The organism is Neobacillus fumarioli NBRC 102428, from assembly GCF_001591485.1.
GTDB lineage: Bacteria > Bacillota > Bacilli > Bacillales > Cytobacillaceae > Neobacillus > Neobacillus fumarioli.
Map to the genome: position 1 here is coordinate 1 of NZ_BCUZ01000115.1, position 8610 is coordinate 8610.

General features: G+C 38.3%; 11 protein-coding genes and 1 pseudogene. 10 read left to right on the forward strand and 2 right to left on the reverse strand.

Going from position 1 to position 8610, the window contains the following annotated elements; all coding sequences use genetic code 11:
• Positions 1-225 precede the first annotated feature (225 nt).
• From merR to tnpC, 9 genes and pseudogenes are all read left to right on the forward strand, one after another.
• On the forward strand, positions 226-645 hold the full coding sequence (gene merR, locus BFU02S_RS13115; RefSeq protein ID WP_066371450.1) for a mercury resistance transcriptional regulator MerR: 420 nt from the start codon (positions 226-228) through the stop codon (positions 643-645).
• Complete coding sequence (locus tag BFU02S_RS17710; RefSeq protein ID WP_369690693.1) at positions 638-865, forward strand: hypothetical protein; 228 nt, start codon at positions 638-640, stop codon at positions 863-865. Before merR ends, BFU02S_RS17710 begins: the two co-directional genes overlap by 8 nt.
• A gap of 29 nt (positions 866-894) precedes the next feature.
• On the forward strand, positions 895-1200 hold the full coding sequence (gene merT, locus BFU02S_RS13120; protein ID WP_169797604.1) for a mercuric transport protein MerT: 306 nt from the start codon (positions 895-897) through the stop codon (positions 1198-1200).
• 15 nt (positions 1201-1215) lie between these two features.
• Positions 1216-1548: a mercury resistance system substrate-binding protein MerP gene (gene merP, locus BFU02S_RS13125; protein ID WP_066371432.1), complete on the forward strand. Its 333-nt coding sequence runs from the start codon at positions 1216-1218 to the stop codon at positions 1546-1548.
• Positions 1549-1551: 3 nt separating this feature from the next.
• On the forward strand, positions 1552-3192 hold the full coding sequence (merA, locus tag BFU02S_RS13130) for a mercury(II) reductase (RefSeq protein WP_066371434.1): 1641 nt from the start codon (positions 1552-1554) through the stop codon (positions 3190-3192).
• Positions 3193-3320: 128 nt separating this feature from the next.
• On the forward strand, positions 3321-4628 hold the full coding sequence (locus BFU02S_RS13135) for an IS3 family transposase (protein WP_066371437.1): 1308 nt from the start codon (positions 3321-3323) through the stop codon (positions 4626-4628).
• A 193-nt stretch (positions 4629-4821) separates the two neighbouring features.
• Positions 4822-5013: a hypothetical protein gene (locus tag BFU02S_RS13140; RefSeq protein WP_066371440.1), complete on the forward strand. Its 192-nt coding sequence runs from the start codon at positions 4822-4824 to the stop codon at positions 5011-5013.
• Between the two features lie 36 nt (positions 5014-5049).
• Positions 5050-5364: an IS66 family insertion sequence element accessory protein TnpB gene (gene tnpB / locus BFU02S_RS13145; protein ID WP_268872906.1), complete on the forward strand. Its 315-nt coding sequence runs from the start codon at positions 5050-5052 to the stop codon at positions 5362-5364.
• Positions 5365-5499: 135 nt separating this feature from the next.
• Positions 5500-7040: pseudogene (tnpC, locus tag BFU02S_RS17835) on the forward strand (IS66 family transposase).
• Between the two features lie 136 nt (positions 7041-7176).
• Here the strand turns inward: tnpC and BFU02S_RS13155 are convergent.
• Positions 7177-7599, reverse strand: coding sequence for an organic hydroperoxide resistance protein (locus tag BFU02S_RS13155; protein ID WP_066371444.1), 423 nt, complete (start codon positions 7597-7599; stop codon positions 7177-7179).
• Positions 7600-7779: 180 nt separating this feature from the next.
• Between BFU02S_RS13155 and BFU02S_RS13160 the strand changes: the two genes are divergently transcribed.
• Positions 7780-8217, forward strand: coding sequence for a MarR family winged helix-turn-helix transcriptional regulator (locus BFU02S_RS13160; protein WP_066371446.1), 438 nt, complete (start codon positions 7780-7782; stop codon positions 8215-8217).
• Between the two features lie 155 nt (positions 8218-8372).
• Here the strand turns inward: BFU02S_RS13160 and BFU02S_RS17155 are convergent.
• The coding region (locus tag BFU02S_RS17155; RefSeq protein ID WP_218005656.1) for a hypothetical protein at positions 8373-8610 on the reverse strand (238 nt) is incomplete at its 5' end.

Sequence of the window (8610 nt, forward strand, 5' to 3'; positions counted from 1 at the left end):
AAAAGGCTAGCATACCCGTCCCTCCATATAAAGTTTTTAGTACGGATCACTTATGCTTAATAAGCAGTATGCCCATGTTCGGTGGTTAGTCTACTTGACCTTAATTTTATTGTCCAGTTAAATGTAGCCGATTCAGGTTCAAGATAAATAATGAAATAATGAATACACCCCTTGACCCTGTACCTTGGTACAGGGTTTATAATTGTTTTGGAGGTGAGCTTCTTGGTGGAGTACCGTATCGGTGAAATTGCGAAAACATGCAATGTCAATAAAGAAACAATTAGGTATTACGATCGAATGGGTTTGATTTCTAAGCCTACAAGGACTGATTCGGGTTATCGATTGTATTCCGATGAAACGATTAATCGGATTTTGTTTATTAAGCGAATTCAAGATCTCGGTTTTACTTTAACAGAAATTCATAAATTACTAGGCGTTGCTGACAAGGAAGAAGTAAGATGTGCGGATATGTATGATTTTGTTGTTCATAAACTTGATGATGTTAGGAAAAAAATTATAGACATGCAGAGAATTGAATGTATGCTAACGGACTTAAAAAACCGATGTCCGGATGAAAAGGCAATCCATGAATGCCCAATCATCGAAGCGTTAATGGACAATAAAGAAAAGGAGGAACATCAGTGAAACAAAATGCAAAAATATGGGGTTGGGCTTTTTAGCCTTAATTTCCTGTCCTTGTCATCTCGTTTTGATTCTTCCTCTACTTGCCGGCACAACGCTTGGTCAGTTTTTTTGCGTCCATCAAACATCCGCCAGTGTTATTTTGGCAGTTATATTTATAATTTCCATTTTGATACGAGCAAACAAACAAGCAAAAAAAGACACTGTACACGATTGTTGCTGAGTTCCAGGGAGAAAACGAGGTGAATGAATTTGAGCGAAAAACTAACAAGCTGTGGTGCTGTATTTTCCGCTTTTCTTATGTCCGGCTGCTGTCTCGGACCTTTAATTCTCATTCCTTTTGGTTTGTCTAGTTTGGCAGGAACGTTAGCGATTTTTTCAATCAAGTACCAACTGTTTCTCAAGACCATGACGTTATTATTTCTTGGGGTTTCGTTTTATTTGGTTTATGGACGAAAACGAAAAATTAAAAGTACGGTCATCACTTTATGGACGACTACCGTTTTAGTTTTAGGCTCATTTCTTTTTTTAGAGTTGATTGAAAGAGGACCTATATAAAGGTGGGTGTTTTCTATGAGAACAATGGGAATTATGGTGATAGCGTCCGTTTTATTATTGAGTACGGCATGTTCTTACAATGAAAAATCAGCAGCAACTGTAAAAACTACAAATACAAGCACAGTTGTTGCAAGCAAAACGGCGACGTTCACGGTTACTGGACTTGAGTGCTGTCCGCCTTCTGTGGTTCAGGAATTAATTTCAGAGGTCACCGGTGTCATCAAGGTAGACGTTGAACCTAAGGGAAGCACGGGGAAAGTCACTGTTTCCTTTGACGATAAAAAAACCGATGTAAAGCAAATTCAAATACAAATTACAAAATATGGATTTGATGTAATTGGAGGTTAATAAATGAAAAAATACCGGATCAATGTTTATGGTATGACTTGCAGCAGCTGTGAAGAACATGTTGCAACTGCACTTAAAAAAAGTGGTGCTGTTAATATCGATGCCAATTTTCGCCTCAATGAAGCTACGTTTGAATTACCGGATGATGTTGGATCTGAAACTGCTCAAAATGCCATCAATGAGGCAAAATACCAGTCTGGAGATGCGGTATTGATTGAATCTGATGATGCTTTTATTCTCGGTGATGAGTGCGAATATGATTTTCTTATTATTGGTTCCGGTGGAGCAGCTTTTTCCTCAGCCATTAAAGCGGTGGAATATGGTGCAAAGGTTGCAATTATCGAACGTGGAACAGTTGGGGGAACTTGCGTAAATATCGGTTGTGTTCCTTCCAAAACATTGCTTAGAGCAGGAGAAATTAATCATTTGGCAAAAAGTAATCCCTTTGTCGGATTACATACATCAGTTGGTCAAGTGGATCTTCGCCAGCTTGTTGAACAAAAGGATGAATTAGTTAGCAAGCTTCGTGAAGAAAAATATGTAAATTTAATTGGTGAATATGGCTTTGAACTTATCCGAGGCGAAGCAAAATTTGTTAATGAAACCACAGTTGAGGTGAATGGAAAGCAACTAACAGCCAAGGGGTTTTTGATTGCTACCGGTGCTTCCCCTTCTGTTCCGAATATCCCTGGATTAGAAAAAGTGACTTACTTAACAAGCACTACATTGCTAGAGCTTAAAGAATTGCCAAAACGACTTGCAGTGATTGGTTCAGGATATATTGGTATGGAGCTTGGGCAACTGTTCCATAACTTAGGTGTCGAAGTTACCTTAATGCAACGTAGCCCACGGGTCTTCAAAGATTATGACCCAGAGATTTCAGAAGCGATAACCAAGGCGTTGACTGAGCAAGGTATTCATTTGATTACGGGAGCAACATTTGAACGTGTTGAACAAGAAGACGGATTGAAGAAAGTCCATATAATTGTAAATGGCGAAAAGAGAGTGATTGAAGCTGAACAACTTCTTATTTCTACTGGACGCATACCAAATACAGAGGCATTAAATCTGGAAGTAGCTGGCGTTAAGACTGGAAGACGAGGAGAAGTCCTTGTTGATGATTATTTACGTACGACAAACCCACGAATTTATGCTGCTGGTGATGCCACTATGAGTCCTCAATTCGTGTATGTAGCTGCATATCAAGGAGGAATTGCTGCAGATAATGCAATTTGCGGTCTTAAGCGTAAAGCCAACCTTGAAGCCCTAGCCGGGTTCACTTTTACCAACCCCTCCGTTGCTTCTGTCGGTCTTACCGAAGAGAAAGCAAAAGAACAAGGATATGAAGTCAAATCATCAGTTCTTCCGTTAGAAGCAGTTCCAAAAGCGTTAGTCAATCGTGAAACCACAGGTGTATTCAAATTGGTTGCTGATGCCAAAACCTTAAAGATATTGGGTGTGCATATTGTTGCTGAAAACGCAGGCGATGTGATATACGCTGGTACATTAGCCGTAAAATTTGGGCTTACGATTGAAGATTTACGTGAAAGCCTTGCCCCATATTTAACAATGGCAGAAGGGCTGAAATTGGCAGCTTTGACATTTGATAAAGATGTATCCAAGTTATCTTGTTGTGCGGGCTAAAAAAGGAAAACAAAAAGAGAGAAGCAATCTAAAATGGTACCTGTAGGTAGGACACTCGAAAAAAAGAGTGTTCAACCTACAGGATTTTTATATACTTGAATTTCAGAATATGGGGATTAGGGGACAATATGAGTAAAATAACTTTTTCAACTAAAGAAATAAACATACTTCAAAAAAATCCAAATGTACAGCGTGTCAGCGAAAAGTCTATTACCTATACTGACGATTTTAAAAATAGATTTATAGATGAATACCAAGCTGGCAAATCCCCTCGTCAGATCTTTGAGGAGAACGGCTTCGATGTGGATATTATCGGCATAAAACGAATTGAACAGTCAGCACATAGATGGAAAAAAGCCTATGAAAAGAATGGCCTGATCGGGCTTACAGATTCAAGGAAAACGGCTTCCGGCAGACCCTTAAAGCGTGAGCTTACACAGTCCGAAGTGATTGAAGTATTGGAAGGACAGGTGGAGCTGTTAAAAAAGCTAGAAACGACCGAAAGGAGGCTGCTAAACGCAAGCGAAAGTTTAAATCCGAATAAAGCATACCAATTGATCCAGGAGACCATTGAACAGAACGGATTCAAGGGGATGACCAGTTATTTTTGTGACCTTCTGGATGTCTCACGGTCGGGATATTACAGTTATCTGAAGGCTTCCTCTGTTCGGGAAGCACGGGAGAAATTGGACCTTGAAGCGAAGGAAATCATCTTAAAGGCCTTTGACCGGCGGGGATATAAGAAAGGTTCACGCTCCATCAAAATGATATTGGAGAATGAATTTGATATTATCTTCAGCCGTAAAAAGATCCAGAGGATCATGAGGAAATATGGAATCGTTTATCCTCACCGGAAGCCTAACCCTTATAAAAAGATCGCTAAAGCAACGAAGGAGCATCGGGTTGTCCCGAACAAATTAAACAGGGAATTCAAGCAGGGAATCCCCGGGAAAGTATTACTTACGGATATCACTTGTCTTCCATATAACGGAAATTGTATGGCTTATTTGTCGACCGTAAAAGACGCCTCCACCAATGAAATCCTGGCTTATCATGTGTCTGATCGCATCACCTTGGACATCGCCACCAAGACGATCCATAAATTGAGGAACAATAAGAAAATTACTCTCCATGAAGAAGCTTTTATCCACTCAGACCAGGGAAGCCACTATACAAGCCCACGATACCAGAAGCTTTTAAAGGAGTATGGTCTGGGCCAGTCCATGTCACGGAGAGGTAACTGTTGGGATAATGCCCCTCAAGAGTCCTTCTTTGGCCACCTAAAGGATGAAGTGGACTATAAATCGGCAAGAACATTGAAGGAATTGAAGTCAAAAATTGATCATTACATGGTTTACTATAACAATTACCGCTATCAGTGGAATTTAAAAAAGATGACCCCTACTCAGTATAGGAATCATCTTCTAGCTGCTTAATCTCTTTTTTATTGTGTCCTTGACATGGGTGCCACTTTAATCCGTTGTTTCTTTCTTTTTTTATTGATAAAGTAAAATCAAAAAAAGGGCTGAATGGGTTGATTTATTGTAAACCCCCAATCAAACAACGCATATAAACACGCAGCGCCTCCTGGTACTATGAATGTATCAATTTAAGGGAGGTGCTTTTCATATGCCACAACAAAAACTAACCATCGTCTCCGTAAAATTACATACCGAAAACAAAAATAATTCCACATTAAAACCAGCAGTGGTTTCCTCAAATCCAACTTGCACGATCAAAACCGGCAACGTTGAAATTTCTTTTTTCAACGGCGTAGATGAGCACATCATCCAAACGGTTATGAGGGAGTTGAAAGATTAATGAAACACGATTATACAGGTTAAAAACATTTATATCATTTGTGGTAAAACAGACATGAGAAAAGGAATTGAAGGCCTGGCAACACTGATTCAAGATTCTTTCGAACTTGATTCATATGGTGATTCTATTTTTCTATTTTCCGGGTGGAGTAAAGATCGATATAAATGTTTGTATTTTGATGGTGATGGCTTCGCCATGCTTTATAAACGTTTGGATAACGGTAAACTTCAATGGCCAAAAAATGAAAATGAAGTACGCAATCTTTCACAACAGGAGCTTCGCTGGCTCCTTGAAGGATTATCAATTCAGCAGCCAAAGGCGATTAAGTCATCATCAAAAGGTGTTTTTTAAATTCGTTGATGTCCTTCAATTTATCTTTATTCCACTGTTCGAACTCGTTATAATAAGAAGAGTGAATCTGAACGAAGAGTGGTGAATGAAGTGGCGAACGTTTCTTGAACGAGTGAAAATCAATTTGAGAGATTAATTGGATTGGTTGAAGAGCAATTGGCTAATGCGAATCAACAAGAACTATCAAAAAAATTGGATCAATCATTGAAACAGAACGAAGCGTTAACCGAGCAAGTTCGCCATTTAACTAAGCTTTTATACGGATCAAAAACCGAAAAATCGAAATACAACGCGCCTGATGGGCAAGTGTCACTATTTGAAGATGACCCGTCTTTTAATGAACCTGAGCAACACAGGAGAACAAAGCCAACAGACGATTTCTTACACTGTTGTACGAAAAGTTCAAAAGAAAAACGAAACGATTCATTGCATAATGATATTGAAGTAGAAGCTGTTCACCATCATCCGGAAAATACAATCTGTGACTGTTGCCAAGGCCAAATGATTGAAATTGGCAGTACAATCGTACGTGAAGAAGCAGAATTTATTCCTGCTAGAATGAAGAAAGTCCAACATTTTGAACATGCTTATGAATGTAAAAATTGTAAAGGCGATGCATTTCATCAAGCACAAATTAAACGTGGTAAAGCGCCACAATCTCCCATTCAACGTAGTATCGCAAGTCCTAGCGTACTTGCCAAAGTCATCTATGATAAATTTGCACAATACTTACCCCTTTACCACAGGTTAAGGAATGGGATCGTTATGGCCTGAATACCAATGCCAAGAACCTTTCGAATGGGGTCATTCGTGCATCACAAGATTGGTTATTGCCTATTTATGAACGAATGAAACATTTGATAATGGCCAAATCGCTTTTACATGTCGATGAAACGTATGGGCAAATTCTCAACCGATCCGATGGGAAATCTGGTCAAACCAATGCATATAATTGGGTATTTCGAACTGTACCATGCCAAGGGCCACCAATGACTCTCTTTCAAAGTGCCTTATTACGGGCACGTTCTGTCCTTGAAAGTTTTATAGAAGGCTTTTCTGGGACGATTATTTGCGATGGTTATTCTGCCTATGATAAATTGGAAGGCGTTACTTTCGCAAATTGTTGGGCCCATGTTCGTCGTTACTGGCTGAAAGCAGACAGCAAAAATGGTCGAATCGGTGTGAACTTTTGTAACGATTTGTACTGTCTCGAAAGGAAATTTATACACTTGTCTTCGAGTAAGCGCAGAAAAAAACGCCAAAAATACTCGAAGCCAATTGTAGATAAATTCCTTGTGTGGATTGGAAAATCACTATTCTACGGGAAAAATGCTCTCGCAAAAGCAGCTGAATACACATTGAACAGGGCAAATGGACTGAAAGCATTCCTAAATGATGGGCGCATTGAAATTGATAATATTCCAGCCGAAAATGCCATCCGTCCCAACGTTATAGGAAGAAAAAATTGGCTCTTTAGAGTTAGTGAATCTGGCGCTAAAGTGAACGCCATCTGTTTGAGTATCGCAGAAACTGCCAAAAGTAACGGTATAGATTTCTATGAATACATAAAGAAACTTTTGACGGATCTACCGAATCTCGGCATCCATCAAAGACCGGAAATTTTAGACCAATACATGCCCTGGTCAAAAATGATCCGGGCAGAATGTAGTAAATAAAAGAAATAGCCGTAATTCGATTAAAAAAATTAGAATTTACGGCTACTTGTGATGCGTATCGGAAGGTACGCTTCTTTTTTATATTTCGGGCTTACAACCGGCTTTCAGGATCCCATACGTTTCTAAATGAGAAATTTTAGATTACACTCGTTATTAATTTTACATCCATATTTCCATTCGTTGCTTTAGAGTAAGGACAAACACCATGAGCTTTACGAACTAACTCCTCAGCCTCCGCTAATGATACCCCTTTGATCGACACGTTTAAGACTGCAGCTAATTTAAATCCTCCATCCTGATCTTTCCCAAGTGAAACTTCTGCCGTAACTTTAGAGTCAATTCGTTTTCTCTCTTGTCGTGCTACCAAATTTAGTGCACTATCGAAGCAGGCTGCATAGCCGGCAGCGAATAATTGCTCTGGATTCGTTGCTTTTTCCTTTCCTTGACCACCTAAAGATTTTGGCATTGAAAGGGCTAAATTTAATGTTCCGTCACTGCTTGTTACTTTCCCTGCTCTCCCACCTTCTGCTGTTGCACTGGCAGTATATAATAATTCCATAAAAAATCACCTCAAAATATAATTTTATAAAATTAAATTGCATACAATTTAATTTTATAAAATTATATTACCGATAAGGTATTCCGAAGTCAATAATTAAGTTGTGTAAAATTAAATTGTAGTTTAATTAATTTGTTATTGTATTATAATGGTACTAATGAAAGATGAAAGGACAAGAAAATGGAAAATAATCAATTAAAACTCGAGAACCAAATATGTTTTAAGATTTATTCAGCCGAACGTGAAATCACTAAATTATACAGAAATTTATTAGAAGAGTTGGATGTAACGTATCCTCAATATTTAGTATTATTGGTACTTTGGGAGGAAAAATCGATGACGGTTAAAGAGCTTGGCCAAAAGTTATTTTTAGATTCGGGAACGTTATCACCTATGCTAAAGCGAATGGAAGGGAATAATCTTATTGAACGCCGAAGATCATTAGAGGATGAAAGGATGGTCATCATTTCATTAACTAAAAAAGGTGAAGACCTAAAAGTCAAAGCTCAATGTATTCCATCAAAATTGCTAGAAAATTTGTCCATAGACATGAAAGAATTAAAAAATTTAAATCAAATACTATCAACCATTTTAGCGAAAATTCAACAGAAAATATAAAGCGCGTTTAAAAACGTATAGTTCCAACAAAAAATTATTAAGACTCCTACATTCATATAGTACGGTGTACCGCCACAAGTAAATAAGGTTTTTGCAAAAAAGTAAACAGCACCCTCGTAAACGTCAAATAGTCCCAGCCTTCTAATAGGTGGGGACTATTTGACGTTTACATTCCACACTAAAGAAATTTTTACTGGATGATTTGTTATATCAAATTCTAACTTAGCAAGGGGGGTTGAAACTGATATAGCCTTATCAATTACGTATTCACCCAATGGATGCGATAAACGATATAAATTTGCTCCTTCGGTATTTTTCCGTTCCTTTGAAATCATTTCGTATTTCCCGACAGCTATTTGGTCATTGATTGTACTATTTAGACGGAAACACAAA